The organism is Streptomyces sp. NPDC107575 (genome assembly GCF_055657265.1).
Window position 1 is genome coordinate 805,392 of the sequence record NZ_JBVKBG010000002.1, and the last position, 16,404, is coordinate 821,795.

A 16,404-nucleotide genomic window follows, 5' to 3' on the forward strand; every position below is an offset into this window, starting at 1 on the left:
TCAACTCCTCATCGGACCGGTGTGCTTGCTGACGGTGGTGGCCGGTCGGCGCCGAGGTGCCGCAGCGCGGCGTCGACGTCCTCGCGGCGCGGGATCGGGGTGACGGCGCCGGGCCCCGTCGTGGTGAGCGCCGCCGCGACCGCCGCGTACCGGGCGGCCTCCTCGGGGGTGGCCCCGGCGAGGAGGCGCGCCGCGAAGGCGCCGTCGAAGGTGTCACCGGCGCCGGTGGTGTCCACCGGGTCGACCGGATGCGGCGGGACGCGGGTGACCGTCCCGGCGTGGGCGAGGAGCGCCCCCTGGTCGCCCATCTTCAGGACCACGATCGAGGGCCCGCGCCCCACGAACTCCGCGAGGACGTCGTCCGGCGCGTGCAGCCCGGTGAGCTGCCGCCCCTCGGCGAGATTCGGCAGCGCGATGTCGCACAGCTCGATGCTGCGCCAGGCCACCGCACGGGCCCGTTCGGCGGGCCACAGGGCGGGCCGGAGGTTGGGGTCGTAGCTGACCAACGTGCCGTTGGCCCGGGCCAGTTGCATCGCGTGGAAGGTCGCGTCGCAGGCGGAGGTGGAGATCGCCTGGGTGACACCGCTCAGGTGCAGGAGGCGGGCCCGCGCGATGGCCTCGGCCGGCAGGTCGGCGGGCGCGAGGCGGCTGGCGGGGGACCGCGCACGGAAGTACGTGAAGGAACTCTCGGCCGGGGTGCGGGCGATGAAGTAGATCCCGGTCCGCCCGCCCGGCTCGCGGATCACGTGCTCGGTCGTGACACCTTCCCGCTCCCACAGCCGCAGGAAGGAGGCTCCGAAGTCGTCGTCGCCGATGCGCGTGATGTACCCGGCGTCGGCGCCGGAACGGCGGGCGGCCACACAGAAGTTGGAGGTGTCGCCGCCGTGCCCGACGGTGAAGGAGGCACCCGCATCGACAGGACCCGGCGCGTCCGTGGACGAGTTGAACTCGAGGAGCGGCTCACCGGCCGCGAGGATGTCCACGCCCGCCTCAGATCCGGTGGTACTTCTCGAGCCCGCCGCGCAGCGAGCCCGATTCCAGGATCAGGACGGTCTGTTCGCGCTCCCGCCGCTCGATCTCCTGCGCCGCCTCGAGGACTTCGGGCACACGCTCCGCGGGTACGCACACCACGCCGTCGCTGTCCGCGACGATCAGGTCGCCGGGGCACACCCGCGTACCGCCCATCTTGACCGGCTCGTTCAGGCTGACCGTGCGGTAGCGGCCGACGGTGGTGGCCGGGACGCCGCCGCGGGCGTAGACGGGGAACTGCGGGTAGTCGCGGCGGATCTCCTCGATGTCGCGGACACCCGCGTCGAGTACCGCGCCCGCGACACCGTTGGCGACGGCGCCCGCGCTCATCAGGCCGCCCCACACCGCGACGTCGGCGCCGCCCGCCGCGATGCACACGACGCTGCCCGGCGCCGACTCGTCGATGGCCCGCAGCGCGTGCTCCGGCGGGGCGGGCTCGGGCGAGGGCACCTCCAGGACGGTGACGGCCGGGCCGACCAGCTTGCCGGGCAGGACCTGGCGGATGGTGCCGGAGAGATAGCCGCGCGCTCCGAACTGCTCGACGGCGTCGGCGACGGATGCCGTGGCGAGCGGGCGGAACGCCTCGATGGTCTCGGGGGAGAAGGAGTTGGCCATGCGGGATGTGCTCCTGTCCAGGTCGGCGAATCGACTGGGGCAACCGTAGGAGCGCACTGATGGACCGTCAGCGTTCGGTCGCGAATGCGGCTATTCGACTAGCGGATGGCGCGGGCACGGACGGCGCGGTCGGGGCGCTCCACGGCCAGGTGGGTCCCGGCAGCCGGTCGAGGCACTCCCGTACGGCCGCGACGGCGGGCGACTCCTCGCCGGTTCGCCACCAGGTGGCCACGGCCCGCTCGCACCCGGCGTCGCGGATCGGTACGAGGGTCACGCCCTCGGTGTCGGCGGTGGTCATGGCGAGGGCGTTGGTGACACCGACGCCGAGCCCGTGCCGGACAAGGGAGATCAACGTCTGCGGCTGGTTGGTGCGTTCGCGGATCACCGGCTGCAGGCCGAGGTTGGCGAAGGCGAGACTGGTCTCGTACTGGCGGCTGTGCCCGTCGTCGCTCTCTCCGATGCTGATCACCGGCTGGGTCACCGTCTGGGCGAGCGCCACCTCGTGCGCGCCGGCCAGCGGATGGTCCGCGCGGAAGACCGCGACCAGCGGCTCGCGCCACAGCACCCGGTTGGCCACCTTGTCGGAGCTGACGAGCGGGTGCAGCGGTCTGACGGCGAGATCGACGCCGCCGTCGACGAGTTGCTCGCCCAGCTCCAGGCTCGGCCCCTCGTGCAGGACGAGCCGCACGCGCGGATGCGACGCGCGCAGGGCCCGCACCGCCCGCGGGTACAGATGGGCGGCGGCGCTCGGATAGCAGCCGAGCCGGACCGTCCCGCACACCGCGCCCTCGGTGCTCTCGGCCATCAGGTCGAGCCGCCGCAGGATCTCCTCGGCGTGCGGGAGCAGCCCCCGGCCCTCCGGGGTGAGTGTCGCGGGCTGCACGGAGCGGTCGACGAGCCGCCGCCCCACGAGCCGCTCCAGCGCGGCGATATGGCTGCTCACGCGCGGCTGGGAGCGGTAGAGGGTCTTCGCGGCGGCGGAGAAGCTGCCGTGCCGGGCGACCGCCACGAAGCTGACGATCCAGTCGATGCGGTAGTGGTGCACGCTTGCGAGGTCCATGACGCCTCCAGTCACCGAGATCGACCGGAACGCTACCCTCGGTGAGCCGCCAAAAGAATGGTGCGTGATCACCTCATCCGCCGCCGTTCCGGGGCATCAGCGGATGAACCGGTCCACGTACTGCGCGCCGAGGCCCACCTTGTCGTAGTGCTCCCGGCACATCTCGATCTTCGTGAAGGTGTCCTCGTAGCCGATCTGGACGCCGTCCTCGTCGACGTAGGCCATCGCTCCCGTGATGTTGAAGAACGTGATCATCTCGGCGCAGTCCTCGGGCACGGCGAGCGTGTGGATCTCGCCGGGCGGCTCGTAGACGAAGTGGCCCGCCTCCGCGACCCATTCGTGCTCGTAGTAGTGCCACTTGCCCTTGATGACATAGCCGAAGACGACGCCCGGGTGCCGGTGCCGGGACACGATGCCGGCGGCGGTCACCTTCAGCAGGTTGCACCACTGCCCGGTCACCGTGTTGAACATCAGCGGCCGGAACCACACGTTCGGCGCCTGCGGCACCCACACCCGCTCGTCCTCGGGCAGTGCCGCCACGGCGATCTCCGACGGCACGACGGAGGAGACGGGAATGACCGGGCCTCGACTCTGTGACATGGCGTGAGCTTCCTTTCGACGTCGGGGAGTTGAGAGGAGCGGCCGCACTCAGGCGGCGAGGTAGCCGCCGTCCACCGCGAGCACGGCCCCCGTGATGAACCCGGCGTCCGGGCCCGCGAGGAACGCGACGGCCCCCGCGATCTCCGCGGGTGTGCCCCAGCGCCCCATCGGGGTGCGGTCGATGATGCGGCGGCTGTTCTCCGGGTCCTCCTGGAGCGCCCGGGTGAGCGGGGTGCGGATCCAGCCGGGCGCCACCGCGTTGACCCGGATGCCCTGGTCCGCCCAGGCGACGGCGAGGGACTTCGTCAGCTGCATCACCCCGCCCTTGCTGGAGCTGTACGCGGGCACCTTGGGGCCGCCGAAGTAGCTCAGCATGGAGGCGACGTTGACGATGCAGCCGCCGGTGTCGGCGAGCGCCTTGCGGGCCGCGACGCAACTGCGCATCGTCCCGGTGAGGTTGACGCCGATGACGTCGGCGAAGACCTCCGGCTCGTACTCCCGGCCGCGGGCGATCACCCCGGCCGCGTTGACCAGCACGTCGAGCCCGTCGAGGCCGTCGAGGAACGCACCCAGCGCGTCCGGGCGTGTGACGTCGAGCTCCACGGCCCGTACGCCTGGCGGCAGTTCGCCCGCGCACCGGTCCGCTTCGAGGCCCGCGACCACGACCCCGTCCCCGTCGGCGGCGAAGCGCCGCGCGATCGCGGCACCGATGCCGCTGGTCCCACCGGTGACCACCACGGTCCGCCCACCGGGCCCCGCCACCTCGTCCTGGTGCACATGCGCCCCCTTCTGTGTCCGGCTCGGAAGCGACCGCGAGCGCGATCGCCTCCGAGTCGACCACGGGGGGTGTCCAGGCGTCAGTTCTCATACGTGGGGGGAATGAGGGCCATTCGGATGCGAGGCCCTCCCCGGCCCGGGGGTGTCACCACTCCGCGAACGACCCGTCCCCATGACGCCACACCGGGTTGTGCCAGCTCGCCGCCGAGTCGTTCGCCGCGCGGACCGCCTTTTCGTCGATGTGGATGCCGAGGCCCGGCAGGGTGGGGCGGGTGAAGTGGCCTTCGTGGAAGTGGAAGACCTCGGGGTCCGCCACGTAGTCGAGGAGTTCGGAGCCGTTGTTGTAGTGGATGCCGATGGACTGTTCCTGGATCAGGAAGTTCGGTGTGCAGAAGGCCAGTTGGAGGCTTGCCGCCAGGGCGACGGGGCCGAGTGGGCAGTGCGGGGCGACCAGTGCGTCGAAGGCCTCGGCGAGGGAGGCGATGCGCCGCGATTCCGAGATGCCGCCCGCGTGCGAGAGGTCCGGCTGGACCACCGCCACCCCCGACTGGAGCGCAGGGAGCACCTCCGTACGGGAGTACAGTCGCTCGCCCGTCGCGATCGGTGTCGTCGTGGAGTCCACCACCCGGCCGATGCGGTGGGTGTACTCGGGCAGGACCGGCTCCTCGATGAACATGGGGCCGTAGGGCGTGAGGGCCGCCGTCGCGCGGACCGCGCCCGCCACCGTGAAGCGGCCGTGGAGGTCGACCGCGAAGTCGCCCTCGGGGCCCAGGACTTCGCGGGCCACCGCGGCGCGCTCCGCCATGGCGTCGAGTTCGGCGACTGTGGGGAGGCGGTTCGCGCGGCCCGATCCGTTCATCTTCACCGCCGTGAAACCGGCCGCCGCCTGCTCGGCGATCTGGTCGCGCAGCTCGGCCGGCTCGTCGCCGCCGACCCAGCAGTAGGCGCGCACCCGCTCGCGTACCGGACCGCCGAGGAGCTGGTGCACCGGCGCGTCGTACGCGTGGCCCGCGATGTCCCACAGCGCCTGGTCGAGGCCCGCGACGGCGCTGGAGAGGACCGGCCCGCCCCGGTAGAACGAGCCCTTGGTCATCAGCTGCCAGTGGTCCTCGACGCGCAGCGGGTCCGCGCCGAGGAGGAACTGGTCGGCGAGTTCGTGGACGGCCGCGCGGACGGTGTCGGCGCGGCCCTCCACCACGGGCTCGCCCCAGCCGACGAGACCGTCGTCCGTCTCGATCCGGCACATCAGCCAGCGCGGCGGCACGGCGAAGGTCTCGACTCGGGTGATCTTCAAGCCTGGTGCTCCCTTTCTCTCTCGCGACTCTCTCTCGACTCTGTCTCGGCTGCTGCTCCCTGCTTGCGGTCCGGCTACTCCTTGACGCTGCCCTCGGTCAGGCCCGTGCGCCAGAAGCGCTGCAGGACGAGCATCGCGACGGCCAGCGGGATGACGGAGACGAAGGCGCCGCCGATGGTGTACTGCGTCAGCTCCGGGACCCGGTCGGCGGCCTGCTGCCAGGTGACCAGGCCGAGCGTGATCGGGTACTTCCGGTCGTCGGAGAGCATCACCAACGGCAGGAAGTAGTTGTTCCAGATGTGCACGAACTGGAAGAGGAAGACGGTCACGAGCGCGGGCGTCATGATGCGCAGGACGAGGGTGGCGAAGATCCGCTCCTCGCCCGCGCCGTCCACCCGTGCCGCCTCCAGGAGCGAGTCCGGGATGGAGGCCTCCGCGTAGATCCGGCACAGATAGACGCCGAAGGGCGAGACGATGCTGGGGATCAGGACCGCCCAGTACGTGTCCGTCAGGTGCAGCTTGCTGAAGAGCAGGTACAGGGGGAGGGCGAGTGCCGTGGAGGGGAGCAGGACGCCCGCGAGGACGAACTTGAACACCGCCTCGCGGCCCCGGAACCGATACTTCGCGAGCGCGAAACCGGCCGCCGCCGAGAAGAGGGTGGCGAGGACCGCGCCCACCCCCGCGTACAGCAGGGAGTTCAGGGCCCACTGGAGATAGACGTGGTGGTCGTAGGAGAAGACATTGCCCAGGTTGTGCAGCAGCTGCGGGTTGTCGAACCAGAAGCCGAACGAGCCGTAGAGGCTGTCGTTGTTCTTCGTCGCCGCGACGATCAGCCAGTACACGGGCACGAGGAAGTAGATCGCGGCGATGGTGAGGACCGCGACCAGCACGATCCGGCCCGGTGTGACACGGCGTGGCCTGTCGGCGGTCCCGACCTCGGGCTGCTCGACGTCGACGGCGCTCATCGCTCGCTCCTCTGCTTGCGGGTGACGAGGCTCAGGAAGCCGAAGGACAGGACCATCGCGACGACGGCGAGGATCACGGACTTGGCGGCGGCCACGTAGATGTTGGCGTTGGAGAAGGCGTCGAAGTACGCGCTGAGGTTCGGCGTGTAGTCGGGGATGACGGCCGGCGCGATCTTCTTCAGGACCAGCGGCTCGGCGAACAGCTGCATCGTGCCGATGATGGAGAACACGCAGGTGAGGACGAGGGCCGGGCGGACGAGCGGGATCTTCACGCGCAGGGCGATCTGCCAGGGGCCCGCCCCGTCGATCCTCGCCGCCTCGTACAGCTCCTGCGGAATCGACTTCAGCTGGGCGACGATGATCAGCATGTTGTAGCCCGCGAACTCCCAGATCACGATGTTCGCGATGGACCACAGCACGTTGTCCGGGCCGAGGAAGTCCGGCTGGAAGCCCAGGTCGCCGAGCATCTCCGTGATCGGGCTGATGCCGGGGACGTACAGGAAGCCCCACAGGATCGTCGCGATGACGCCGGGGATGCCGTACGGGAGGAAGTACGTCGCCCGCATCAGGCCGGCCCAGCGGTCGGAGATCTGGTCGAGCAGCAGCGCGAGCACCAGCGAGAGCAGCAGCATCACCGGGACCTGCACGATCCCGAAGAGCAGCACCCGGCCGAAGCCCTCCAGGAACGCGTCCTGCTGGAGCGCGATCGCGTAGTTGTCGAGGCCGCCGAAGACGACCTTCGGGGAGCCGAGCCCGAGCGGTCCGGAACGTTCGACCTTCAGCAGGCTCTGGTAGATCGCGTAGAACACCGGGATGATCATGGCGAAGAGGTAGACCGCGAGGAACGGTCCGAGGAACAGCCACGCCTTGCGGTCGGGGCGTGCGCGGCGGGTGCGGCGGCGGCCGGTCGCCTTCGGGTCCCTGGCCGTGGACGCCGGGCCGTCGGCGCCGGGCCGCGCGGACCTCACGGATGATGTCGTCATCGTGCGCTCCTCGCCTTGAGTCCCTTGGCCTTGAGGTCGTCGACGAACTTGGTCTGCGCGTCCTTCAGCGCGTCCACGAACGAGCCCTTGCCCGCGAGGGCGAGCGCCAGGTTGTCCTGGATGTGGGTGAAGGACTGCGTGGTGGTCGGCGCGTACCGCCAGGAGGTGTCGACGTTGCGGTCGGAGGTCTGGAAGACCTCGTTGTAGCGCTGGCCGCCGAAGAACGGGTCGGGCTTGCCGAGAGGCGTCTTCGGCAGGTCGATCTTCGCCGCAGGCCAGCCGTACCCGGCCTCGATCAGCAGCTTCATGCTGTCCGGGTCCGTGTTCAGCCAGTGCGCGAACTTCAGTGCCTCGACGGGGTGCTGGGAGCCCTGGAGAATCGCGGTGGAGGAGCCGCCCCAGTTCGAGGAGGCGTGCGCGCCCCGCTCCCACTGCGGCAGTTCGGCCACCGCCCACTTGCCCTTGGTGCGCGGGGCGTTGCCGCGGATCAGCGCGTCGTACCACTGCGCGCCCGGCCAGGTCGCCAGCTGCCCGGTCTGCAGTCCCTTGTAGAAGGCGCTCTGCGCGTCCTGTGTCTGCAGCAGGAAGCGGTCACGGATCAGGCCGTCCCAGTAGTCCGCGACCTCGAGGGACTCAGGGGACGTCAGGTCGACGATCCAGGTGTCGCCCTCGGTGCGCACCCAGTGGGCGCCGCGCTGCCAGGGGAACGAGGCCCACCACTGGGCGTTGGACGGCGGGAAGGCGGTCATGTACGAGCCGTGCTTCTTGGCCCTCTTGGCGACCGCGCGGTACTCGTCCCAGGTCCGGGGCACGTCGGCGCCCCACTTCTCCAGGAGGTCCTTGCGGTAGAACAGGCCCATGGGCCCGGAGGCCTGGGGGATCGCGTACGTCTGGCCCGCGAAGACGCCCTGCTTCCACTGCCAGTCGACGTAGTGGTCCTTGAGCTTGTCCGCGCCGAACTTGCTGAGGTTGGTCAGGCCGCCCTCGAGCATGAACTCGGGCAGCGCGTAGTACTCGACCTGGGCGAGGTCCGGCGGGTTGCCGGCCTTCAGGGAGGCGTGCATCTTCTGGTAGCCGCCGGAGGTGTTGGCGGGCACCATCTGGGCGACGACCTGGATGTCCGGGTTGCGCTTGTTCCACAGCGCGACCGCCTTTTGCAGCGGGACCCAGGTCCAGATCCTGAGGGTGACCTTCTGGCCCGGTTTGCGGCCGTGGTCCTTCGACATGCGGGCGGCGCCGGCGGTTTCCCCGCAGGCCGCTACCGCGGGGGTTGCGGCGGTTGCTGCGGCCCACGTCAGGATCTTTCGCCGGGTGGGTGGTTGAGGCATCTGACCTCCTTGTCAGAGTGCGGGTGCGCCCGCGCGGGTCTCGGTCGCACGGGGTTGCGGTCGCGGGGCTCTGCCCCGGGCCCCGCGCCTCAATCGCCGGCGGGGCTTGATTTGGTCACCTGGGCCGGACGGCTCAGGTCTGGAGCACGGCGACGCCGTATGCCGGCAGGGTGAGCTGGGAGGTGGGGGCGGAGTCGGTGAGGCGGTCGCGCATCGCTGTGGGGAGGTCGACCGCCGCCTCGACCTCGCCGTGGTTCAGCAGGAACAGGAAGCGGCCGGTCGCGCCCTCGCGGATGGTTGCCTGCACGGCTGCGGGGAGGTTCGGCAGGACGGGGGCCACCCCGGCCTCCCCGCGCACCCGGTCCAACAACGCGCGCAGCGCCGCCGGTTCGAGGCGGGTGCCGATGTACCAGGCCGTGCCGTCGCCGTACGAGTGGCGGGTGACCGCCGGGCGGTTCGCGAGTTCGCCGTCCTCGAAGCGGGCGACGGCTTCGGCGCCCTCCAGGTCGATGGCCTCCGACCAGAGGTCGGCGCGGCCGGTCAACTCGCCCCGCAACGTGCGGTGTTGACCCTCGTCGAGTGGCCAGAACTCCTCCGTGCGGATGCCGAGCAGTCGCCGCAAGTGGGCCGGGTAGCCGCCGAGTTCGACCCGGTCGCAGTCGTCGACGATGCCGGAGAAGAAGGACACGACGAGGTGCCCGCCGCCCTCGACGTAGGCCGCGAGCCGCTCGGCGTTCTCCTGGCTGAGCAGGTACAGGTTCGGCACGACGACGAGCTTGTACGAGGACAGGTCGCGGTCCGGCGGGACGATGTCGCACGGCACGCCCGCGTCGAACAGGGCGCGGTGGTGCGCGAGGTTGATGTCGGTCTGGTTCAGCGCCGTCGAGGGGTGCGAGTCCAGCTCCAGGGCCCACCAGCTGTTCCAGTCGGTGAGGAGCGCGGCGTCGGACGTCGAGCGGGTGCCCGCGATCTCCGGGACGGACGCCAACTCCCGCCCGAGGTCCGACACTTCGCGGAAGATGCGGGTGTCGGTACCGGCGTGCGGCACCATCGCCGAGTGGTACTTCTCGGCCCCGCCGCGCGACTGGCGCCACTGGAAGTACAGGACCGCGTCGGCTCCCTGCGCGACGGCCTGCCAGCTCCACAGGCGCATCCGGCCGGGCTGCTTCGGGCTGTTGCGGGGGCGCCAGTTGACCGCGCTCGGGGCTTGTTCGAGGAGGAGCCAGGGCTGGCCGCCGCGCGCCGAGCGCATCAGGTCGAAGTTGTACGCGGCCGTGAGGTGCGGGTCCGCCTCGTACGGGTCCTGGTAGTGGTCGAGCGCCATCACGTCCATGTGCCGCGACCAGGCGAACGCGTCGACCGGCTTGTGGTTCGGCATCAGGTTCGTGGTGATCGGCACGTCCGGCGTGACGCGGCGCAGCACGGCCTCCTCGGCGAGGTAGCACTGGCGCAGCGCGTCGTCGCTGAAGCGCCAGTAATCCAGCTGCTGGGCCGGGTTGGCGAAGGTGGGGGCGAGGCGCGGCGGCAGGACCTCGTCGAAGTCGTCGTAGCGCTGCGACCAGAAGGCCGTGGACCAGGCCTCGTTGAGCGCGTCCACGGATCCGTACCGCGCGCGCAGCCAGCGGCGGAAGTCGGCCGCCGACACATCGCAGTGGCACTGGCGGGTGTGGCAGCCGTACTCGTTGCCGATGTGCCAGGTGTCCAGGGCCGGGTGGTCGGCATAACGGGTGGCGAGGCGCTCGACGAGGCGGGTGGCGTGTTCCCGGTAGACCGGGCTGGAGGGGCAGTAGTGCTGGCGGCCGCCGGGCCACTTGCGCCGGCCGTCCTCGGTCTCCGGGAGGACGTCCGGGTGCAGGCGCGAGAGCCACGGCGGCGGGGAGGCGGTCATGGTGGCCAGGCAGACCCGGATGCCCGCGTCGGCGAGGTTGTCCATGACGCGGTCGAACCAGCCGAAGTCGTACTCCCCGGGCCGGGGCTCGACCTTGGCCCAGGAGAAGATCCCGGCCGTGACCATGGTGACCCCGGCCTCCTTCATCAGCCGGGTGTCCTCGGACCAGACCTCCTCGGGCCACTGCTCGGGGTTGTAGTCGGCGCCGAAGTGGAGCATCACACCTCACTCGATCCGTGGGATTCGCTGGTTGTGCTCGGCCTTGTTCAATCCATTAATTAGGAATTAACGTGGCGGAATATAGGAGCGTGAACGGAGGGGGTCAACCCCCTTGTCCGGCCCGACAGTTGATGATCATGTTCCCGGGCCACCGGAACCAGGAGGCAGCCCATGACAGCCCCGCGCACCACCGACCGTTTCGCCGGGCGCACCGCCGTCGTGACCGGAGCCGCCGCGGGCATCGGCGCCGCCACCGCGTGCCGGCTCGCCGCGGAGGGGGCGGCCGTCGTGCTCGCCGACATCGACGAGCGGCACGGGTCCGAGGTGGCCGAGGAGATCGAGCGGGACGGCGGCCGCGCCGCGTTCGTGCCCGCCGACGTCTCCCGGGAGGAGTCCTGGCAGCGGGTGCTGACCGCCGCGCACGCCTTCGGCCCCGTCGGGGTCCTGGTCAGCAACGCCGTGAGGATCGAGGTCGCCCCCGCGCACGAGACCTCGCCCGAGTCCTGGAACCGTCAGCTGTCCATCGGGCTCACCGCGGCGTTCCTCGGCGTCCGGACCTGCCTGGACGACCTGCGCACGCAGGACGGGGCCGTCGTCCTGGTCTCGTCCGTGCACGCCCGGCACGGCATCCCGGGCCACCCGGCGTACGCGGCGGCCAAGGGCGGACTGCTGTCGCTCAGCAGCCAACTCGCCGTGGAGTACGGGCCGTCGGTGCGGGTCAACACGGTGCTGCCCGGGCCGATCCTGACCGGGGTGTGGGACCGGGTGCCGCAGGAGGAGCGGGAGGAGAGCGTCGCCGGGACCGCGGCCCGCCGCTTCGGCAGCCCCGACGAGGTGGCGTCCGCGATCGCCTTCCTCGCCTCGCCCGACGCCTCGTACGTCACCGGGACGAGCCTGGTGGTCGACGGCGGCTGGAGCGTGATGAAGTCCTCCGCGTGAACACGGGGTGAACTCCCGCCGCCCCGGTGATACTTGGCGGGCCGAGACTTCGAGAGAACAGCAGGTAGGACATGGCGGGGTACGCGCGCCGCGGAGTGCACGGGCAGACCGTGGAGACCATCGCGCACCGGGTGCTCAGCGGCCGGATCGGGGAGGGCGACACCCTCGACCTCGGCGCGCTCCAGGACGAACTCGGCGTCAGCCTCACCGCGCTGCGGGAGTCCCTGAAGGTGCTCGCCGCGAAGGGCATGGTCGACGCCCGGCAGAAGCGCGGCACCTTCGTGCGGCCCCGCGCGGACTGGCATCTGCTCGACGCGGACGTGCTGCGCTGGCAGTTCGAGTCGGTCGACGGGGGTCTCGCGGTGGGCGCGGGCAATCCGCTGCTCGGCGACCTGGACGAGGTGCGCGGCATCGTCGAGCCGGCCGCGGTCCGGCTCGCCGCGCGCCGCCGCACGGGGGACGATCTGGCCGCGCTCGACGCGGCCCTTGAGGCGATGGGGCAGGACGGCGAGGACGGCGCGGCCCACGCGGTCGAGGCGGACCTCGCCTTCCACGGTGCCCTGCTGCGGGCCTCCCACAACGAACTGCTCGAGCGGATGGAGATGGTGATAGCGGCGGGCCTCGCCCACCGCGACCGCCTCGTGCACGGCACGGGCCGCCGCCCGGAGGACCCGGTGCCGAGTCACCGCGCGGTCCTGGATGCGGTACGCGCGGGGGACCCGGACGGGGCGGAGTCGGCGATGCGTACGTTGCTGGCGCAGGCCGCGCGGGATCTTGAGTGGCTGCGGGGGCGGCGTTGACGTCGCGGGGCTCTGCCCCGGACCCCGCTGCTCAATCGCCGCAGGGGCTCTATGTGCCCTCACCGATCAGCGCCTGCAGCTCCGCGAGTTCCGCCTCGGTGAGGTCCGTCAGCGGCGGCCGGACCGGACCCGCCGGGTGGCCCGTCGCCGTCATGCCCGCCTTGACGATGCTGACCGCGTACCCGGCCTTGCGGTTGCGCAGCTCCGTGTACGGGAGCACGAAGTCGCGCAGGTGCTTGAGGACCGTGGCGTGGTCCCGGCCGCGGACGGCGGCGTAGAAGTCGAGCGCGAACTCCGGCAGGAAGTTGAAGATCGCCGACGAGTAGGTGGTGACGCCGAGTTCGAGGTACGGCAGCGCGTACATCTCCGCCGTGGGCAGGCCGCCGACGTACGTGAAGCGGTCGCCGAGCTTCGTGTAGATGCGGGTCATGGCGTCGATGTCGCCGACGCCGTCCTTGTAGCCGATCAGGTTCGGGCAGGCCTCGGCGACGCGGGCCAGGGTGTCCGCGCTGTACTGGGCGTTGGCCCGGCCGTAGACGATGACCCCGAGGTCCGTCGCCTTGCAGACCGCCTCGACGTGCTCGGCGAGGCCGTCCTGCGAGGCCTCCGTGAGGTACGGCGGGAAGAGCAACAGGCCGTCTGCGCCCGCCCGTTCGGCCGCCCGCGCGTACTCGATCGCGGTCCGCGTGCCGTATCCGGCCGGGGCGAGGATCGGGGTGCCCTCGGGTGCCGCCTGCACGGCCGCGGTCACCACTCGGTCCGTCTCGGCGGCGGTCAGCGAGAAGAACTCGCCGGTGCCGCCCGCGGCGAAGAGCCCGCCGACCTCGTACGCCGACAGACGCTCGATGTTGGCCCGGTAGGCGGCCTCGTCGAACGCGAGGTCGTCGGCCGTGAAGTGGGTGACGGGGAAGGAGAGCAGGCCCGAGCCGATGCGCTGGCCGAGCTCCGACGGGGTGAACGAGGACATGGGTGGTCTGCTCCTGCGGGGTGGTGAGGTCGGTGAAGAGCGGGTGTGAGTACGACATTACGAGGCGTCACTCATGCGCGTCCAACACTGTTTTTGCATCCACTGATACCTGGTCGGTATGGCGTAGTGGTCCGGACATGGCTCTGGCGCGGGCCCCGCGCTGTCCGTCAGCGGGGCCCGCGCCAGAGAGCGGGGGAGGGGCGGTTACGGGCGCGCGCCGACCTCGTGCGTCGCGACCGTCCAGGCGCGGGCCTGCTCGCTCAGGGTGATGCCGAGGCCCGGCCGGGAGGAGACGTGCATGCGACCGTCGCGGGTCTCCAGGCGCTCGTTGAACAGCGGCTCCAGCCAGTCGAAGTGCTCGACCCACGGCTCGATCGGGTAGGCGGCGGCGAGGTGGAGGTGGATCTCCATCGCGAAGTGCGGGGCGAGCTGCAGGTTGTGGTGTTCGGCGAGGGTCGCGAGCTTGAGGAACTGGGTGATGCCGCCGATGCGCGGGGCGTCGGGCTGGATGATGTCGCAGGCGTTCGCCTTGATCAGCTCGACGTGCTCGGCGACCGAGGCGAGCATCTCGCCGGTGGCGACGGAGGTGTCGAGCGAGGCGGCGAGCGCGGCGTGGCCCTGCGCGTCGTAGGCGTCGAGCGGCTCCTCGATCCAGACGAGGTTGAACTCCTCCATGGCCCGGCCCATGCGCTGGGCGGTCGGCCGGTCCCACTGCTGGTTGGCGTCGACCATCAACGGCACGTCGTCGCCGATGTGTTCGCGTACGGCGGTCAGCCGGGCGAGGTCGGCCTTGCGGTCCGGGTTGCCGACCTTGATCTTGATGCCGCCGATGCCGCTGGCCAGGGACGCGGTGGCGTTCTCCAGGACCTGCTCGGTCGGCGTGTGCAGGAAGCCGCCGGAGGTGTTGTACGTCTGCACCGAGTCGCGGTGGGCGCCGAGCAGCTTGGCCAGCGGAAGGCCTGCGCGCTTGGCCTTGAGGTCCCACAGGGCGATGTCGATCGAGGCGATGGCCTGCGTGGCGACGCCGCTGCGGCCGACGGAGGCCCCGGCCCACACCAGCTTCGTCCACAGTCGGCCGATGTCGCTGGGGTCCTCGCCGATCAGGTTGTCGGCGATCTCCTTCGCGTGGGCGAACTGCGCGGGGCCGCCAGCGCGCTTGGAGTAGCCGAAGCCGATGCCGGAGTGGCCCTCGGTGGTCTCGATCTCCGCGAACAGGAAGACGACCTCGGTCATCGGCTTCTGCCGGCCGGTGAGCACCTTGGCGTCGCTGATCGGCGTCGCGAGGGGCAGCGTGACGGAGGAGAGCTTGATCCAGGCGATGGTGTCGAGGGTCGCCTCGCCCTGACGGGAGGCGGCTGAACTGGCTGTGGACATGCTGGTCACCACTGCGAATCCCTGGGGGTGTGAGCCGATGATTCCTGTTGACGCTAAGGTCGGCGATTGATCCACGTCAAACATAGTTTTTGGATGATCCAATACCTGGAGGGCATCGTTGTTCACGCTTGCGCAGCTGGCGAGCTTCGTGGCCGTCGCGGAGGAACTGCACTTCACGCGGGCCGCCGAGCGGCTGCGGATGACACAGCCCCCGCTCAGCCGGCAGATCCAGCTCCTCGAACACGAGCTGGACGTCCAGCTGCTGGATCGGACGAACCGCACCGTCCGCCTCACGCCCGCGGGGCGCGCCTTCCTCAACGAGGCGCGCACGATCCTGCGGCAGGCCGAGGCCGCCACGCTCGCCGCGCGGCAGGTGTCCACGGGTGAGGCGGGTGCGATCGCGGTCGGCTTCACCGCCGCGAGCGCGTACTCCGCGCTCGGCCCGCTGCTCGACGTCGCCCGGACCTCGATGCCCGGTACGGAGATCGTGCTCCGGGAGAAGGTGACCCGGGACCAGCTGGAGGCCCTCACCGAGGGGTCCCTCGACCTCGGCATGATCCGGCCCTCCAGCACGGGTCCCGACCTGGAGACCCGGTCGACCACGCGCGAGGGGCTGCTCGCCGCGGTGCCGAGCGGGCATCCGCTCGCCGAGGGCGAAGGGCCGTTGCCGATGGGGGAGTTCGACGGGCAGGACGTGTTGATGTACTCGCCCATCGAGGCGCGCTACTTCCACGAGCTCCTGGTGAGCATCTTCCGTGAGGCGCGGGTGCGGCCGCGGTTCACGCAGTACCTCAGCCAGGTGCACAGTCTGCTGGCGATGGTGCATGCGGGGTGGGGGATCGCGTTCGTTCCGGAGTCGGCCGCGCAGATGCGGTTTCCTGGGATCGCGTTCCGTCCGCTGGAGCTGTCCGACGCGACGCCCGTCGAGTTGCATTTGGTGTGGCGGAAGGCGAATGACAATCCGGCGTTGCATGCGCTTCTGCGGTTGCTGTGACCGGGCCTGTTGCGGTCGGCCGTCCTCCGCCCTCGGGGCTCCGCCCCGGACCCCGCTCCTCAATCGCCGGAGGGGCTTGGTTTTGCGCGCTTGCCGCTGAACGTCACTAAGGTCGACCGCGTAACCCTCGACGTAGCAGGAGGAAACGTGTCCAAGCCGCCGCTGTCCGCCGAAGCCGTCGCCATGTTGGAGCGGGCCAATCCGGCCACCGTTGCCACCCTCCGGTCGGACGGGGCGCCTGTGTCCGCCGCCACCTGGTACCTCTGGGAGGACGGACGCGTGCTGCTCAACATGGACGAGGGGCGGGTTCGGCTCGGGCATCTGCGGCGTGATCCGCGGGTCACGCTCACCGTCCTCGACAAGGACAGCTGGTACACCCACATCACCCTCATCGGCCGGGTCGTCGAGATCCGCGAGGACAAGGGACTCGCCGACATCGACCGGATCTCGACCCACTACGCGGGCGGCCCCTACCCGGAGCGCGAGCGCGCCCGGTTCACGGCGGTCATGGAGGTCGAGCGCTGGCACGGCTGGGGCGAGTTCCGCGACAGCGACCAGGCCACCGTGTAACC

At 70.8% G+C, this 16,404-nt stretch carries 16 protein-coding genes; 4 read left to right on the forward strand and 12 right to left on the reverse strand.

The window, feature by feature from the left end; translation table 11 throughout:
- Positions 1 to 8: 8 nt before the first annotated feature.
- From ACZ7L4_RS10285 to ACZ7L4_RS10330, 10 genes are all read right to left on the reverse strand, one after another.
- The gene (locus tag ACZ7L4_RS10285) at positions 9 to 983 is read right to left on the reverse strand and encodes a sugar kinase (RefSeq protein WP_472101288.1); all 975 of its coding nucleotides are present in this window, start codon (positions 981 to 983) and stop codon (positions 9 to 11) included.
- A gap of 7 nt (positions 984 to 990) precedes the next feature.
- Positions 991 to 1,644: an RraA family protein gene (locus tag ACZ7L4_RS10290; RefSeq protein ID WP_472101289.1), complete on the reverse strand. Its 654-nt coding sequence runs from the start codon at positions 1,642 to 1,644 to the stop codon at positions 991 to 993.
- A gap of 67 nt (positions 1,645 to 1,711) precedes the next feature.
- The gene (locus ACZ7L4_RS10295) at positions 1,712 to 2,704 is read right to left on the reverse strand and encodes a LysR family transcriptional regulator (protein ID WP_472101290.1); all 993 of its coding nucleotides are present in this window, start codon (positions 2,702 to 2,704) and stop codon (positions 1,712 to 1,714) included.
- Between the two features lie 96 nt (positions 2,705 to 2,800).
- Positions 2,801 to 3,304, reverse strand: a complete 504-nt coding sequence (locus tag ACZ7L4_RS10300; protein WP_472101291.1) for a 2,4'-dihydroxyacetophenone dioxygenase family protein — start codon at positions 3,302 to 3,304, stop codon at positions 2,801 to 2,803.
- Positions 3,305 to 3,352: 48 nt separating this feature from the next.
- Positions 3,353 to 4,081: an SDR family NAD(P)-dependent oxidoreductase gene (locus ACZ7L4_RS10305; RefSeq protein WP_472101292.1), complete on the reverse strand. Its 729-nt coding sequence runs from the start codon at positions 4,079 to 4,081 to the stop codon at positions 3,353 to 3,355.
- 145 nt (positions 4,082 to 4,226) lie between these two features.
- Complete coding sequence (dgoD, locus tag ACZ7L4_RS10310; protein ID WP_472101293.1) at positions 4,227 to 5,375, reverse strand: galactonate dehydratase; 1,149 nt, start codon at positions 5,373 to 5,375, stop codon at positions 4,227 to 4,229.
- 74 nt (positions 5,376 to 5,449) lie between these two features.
- Entirely contained in the window at positions 5,450 to 6,340 is an 891-nt protein-coding gene (locus ACZ7L4_RS10315) for a carbohydrate ABC transporter permease (protein ID WP_472101294.1), read from the reverse strand.
- Positions 6,337 to 7,323 carry a carbohydrate ABC transporter permease gene (locus ACZ7L4_RS10320; protein WP_472101295.1) on the reverse strand — a complete coding sequence of 329 codons (987 nt, stop codon included), beginning with the start codon at positions 7,321 to 7,323 and terminating at the stop codon, positions 6,337 to 6,339. The genes ACZ7L4_RS10315 and ACZ7L4_RS10320 overlap by 4 nt, the downstream gene beginning before the upstream one ends.
- Positions 7,320 to 8,651 (reverse strand): ABC transporter substrate-binding protein, encoded by a 1,332-nt coding sequence (locus tag ACZ7L4_RS10325; protein ID WP_472101296.1) that lies wholly within the window; start codon positions 8,649 to 8,651, stop codon positions 7,320 to 7,322. The genes ACZ7L4_RS10320 and ACZ7L4_RS10325 overlap by 4 nt, the downstream gene beginning before the upstream one ends.
- Positions 8,652 to 8,784: 133 nt before the next feature.
- Positions 8,785 to 10,758: a beta-galactosidase gene (locus ACZ7L4_RS10330; protein ID WP_472101297.1), complete on the reverse strand. Its 1,974-nt coding sequence runs from the start codon at positions 10,756 to 10,758 to the stop codon at positions 8,785 to 8,787.
- A 171-nt stretch (positions 10,759 to 10,929) separates the two neighbouring features.
- Between ACZ7L4_RS10330 and ACZ7L4_RS10335 the strand changes: the two genes are divergently transcribed.
- Together ACZ7L4_RS10335 and ACZ7L4_RS10340 are read left to right on the forward strand one after the other, a co-directional pair.
- Complete coding sequence (locus tag ACZ7L4_RS10335) at positions 10,930 to 11,697, forward strand: SDR family NAD(P)-dependent oxidoreductase (protein WP_472101298.1); 768 nt, start codon at positions 10,930 to 10,932, stop codon at positions 11,695 to 11,697.
- Positions 11,698 to 11,768: 71 nt separating this feature from the next.
- On the forward strand, positions 11,769 to 12,497 hold the full coding sequence (locus ACZ7L4_RS10340) for a FadR/GntR family transcriptional regulator (protein WP_472101299.1): 729 nt from the start codon (positions 11,769 to 11,771) through the stop codon (positions 12,495 to 12,497).
- A 49-nt stretch (positions 12,498 to 12,546) separates the two neighbouring features.
- On the opposite strand, the gene kdgD is transcribed toward ACZ7L4_RS10340, so the two are convergent.
- Both kdgD and ACZ7L4_RS10350 read right to left on the reverse strand, forming a co-directional pair.
- Entirely contained in the window at positions 12,547 to 13,464 is a 918-nt protein-coding gene (gene kdgD, locus ACZ7L4_RS10345) for a 5-dehydro-4-deoxyglucarate dehydratase (RefSeq protein WP_472101300.1), read from the reverse strand.
- 204 nt (positions 13,465 to 13,668) lie between these two features.
- Positions 13,669 to 14,838: an L-talarate/galactarate dehydratase gene (locus ACZ7L4_RS10350; RefSeq protein ID WP_472101301.1), complete on the reverse strand. Its 1,170-nt coding sequence runs from the start codon at positions 14,836 to 14,838 to the stop codon at positions 13,669 to 13,671.
- Positions 14,839 to 14,956: 118 nt separating this feature from the next.
- On the opposite strand from ACZ7L4_RS10350, the gene ACZ7L4_RS10355 reads away from it, so the two are divergent.
- Positions 14,957 to 15,832 (forward strand): LysR substrate-binding domain-containing protein, encoded by an 876-nt coding sequence (locus ACZ7L4_RS10355; RefSeq protein WP_422414625.1) that lies wholly within the window; start codon positions 14,957 to 14,959, stop codon positions 15,830 to 15,832.
- A 147-nt stretch (positions 15,833 to 15,979) separates the two neighbouring features.
- Positions 15,980 to 16,402: a PPOX class F420-dependent oxidoreductase gene (locus tag ACZ7L4_RS10360; protein WP_472101302.1), complete on the forward strand. Its 423-nt coding sequence runs from the start codon at positions 15,980 to 15,982 to the stop codon at positions 16,400 to 16,402.
- Positions 16,403 to 16,404: the final 2 nt, after the last annotated feature.